At 56.1% G+C, this 1,449-nt stretch carries 1 rRNA gene (only partly in view); it reads right to left on the reverse strand.

The window, feature by feature from the left end:
* Positions 1-51: 51 nt before the first annotated feature.
* Positions 52-1,449 (reverse strand): 23S ribosomal RNA (locus ACFWVC_RS38470) (it continues 1,817 nt past the right edge of the window).

Genomic DNA, 1,449 nt, shown 5'->3' on the forward strand with positions numbered 1-1,449 from the left:
AACATGCCGGGGTTCGTTGTTTCAGAACTACACAGTGGACGCGAGCAACCTATGGACAAGCCCTCGGCTTATTAGTACCGGTCAGCTCCACCCATTACTGGGCTTCCACATCCGGCCTATCAACCCAGTCGTCTACTGGGAGCCTTAACCCCTCTAAGGGGGTGGGAGTCCTCATCTCGAAGCAGGCTTCCCGCTTAGATGCTTTCAGCGGTTATCCCTCCCGAACGTAGCCAACCAGCCATGCCCTTGGCAGGACAACTGGCACACCAGAGGTTCGTCCGTCCCGGTCCTCTCGTACTAGGGACAGCCCTTCTCAAGACTCCTACGCGCACAGCGGATAGGGACCGAACTGTCTCACGACGTTCTAAACCCAGCTCGCGTACCGCTTTAATGGGCGAACAGCCCAACCCTTGGGACCGACTCCAGCCCCAGGATGCGACGAGCCGACATCGAGGTGCCAAACCATCCCGTCGATATGGACTCTTGGGGAAGATCAGCCTGTTATCCCCGGGGTACCTTTTATCCGTTGAGCGACGGCGCTTCCACAAGCCACCGCCGGATCACTAGTCCCTACTTTCGTACCTGCTCGACCCGTCAGTCTCACAGTCAAGCTCCCTTGTGCACTTACACTCAACACCTGATTGCCAACCAGGCTGAGGGAACCTTTGGGCGCCTCCGTTACCCTTTAGGAGGCAACCGCCCCAGTTAAACTACCCACCAGACACTGTCCCTGATCCGGATCACGGACCGAGGTTAGACATCCAGCACGACCAGAGTGGTATTTCAACGATGACTCCACAATGGCTGGCGCCACTGCTTCAAAGTCTCCCACCTATCCTACACAAGCCGAACCGAACACCAATATCAAGCTGTAGTAAAGGTCCCGGGGTCTTTCCGTCCTGCTGCGCGAAACGAGCATCTTTACTCGTAGTGCAATTTCACCGGGCCTGTGGTTGAGACAGTCGAGAAGTCGTTACGCCATTCGTGCAGGTCGGAACTTACCCGACAAGGAATTTCGCTACCTTAGGATGGTTATAGTTACCACCGCCGTTTACTGGCGCTTAAGTTCTCAGCTTCGCCACCCCGAAGAGTGACTAACCGGTCCCCTTAACGTTCCAGCACCGGGCAGGCGTCAGTCCGTATACATCGCCTTACGGCTTCGCACGGACCTGTGTTTTTAGTAAACAGTCGCTTCTCGCTGGTCTCTGCGGCCACCACCAGCTCAGGAAGCAAGTTCCCTCACCAGCAATGGCCCCCCTTCTCCCGAAGTTACGGGGGCATTTTGCCGAGTTCCTTAACCACAGTTCACCCGAACGCCTCGGTATTCTCTACCTGACCACCTGAGTCGGTTTAGGGTACGGGCCGCCATGAAACTCGCTAGAGGCTTTTCTCGACAGCATAGGATCATCCACTTCACCACAATCGGCTCGGCATCAGGTCTCAGCCTTA

The sequence above is a fragment of the Streptomyces sp. NPDC058691 genome (assembly GCF_042714775.1).
In the GTDB taxonomy this organism is placed as follows: domain Bacteria; phylum Actinomycetota; class Actinomycetes; order Streptomycetales; family Streptomycetaceae; genus Actinacidiphila.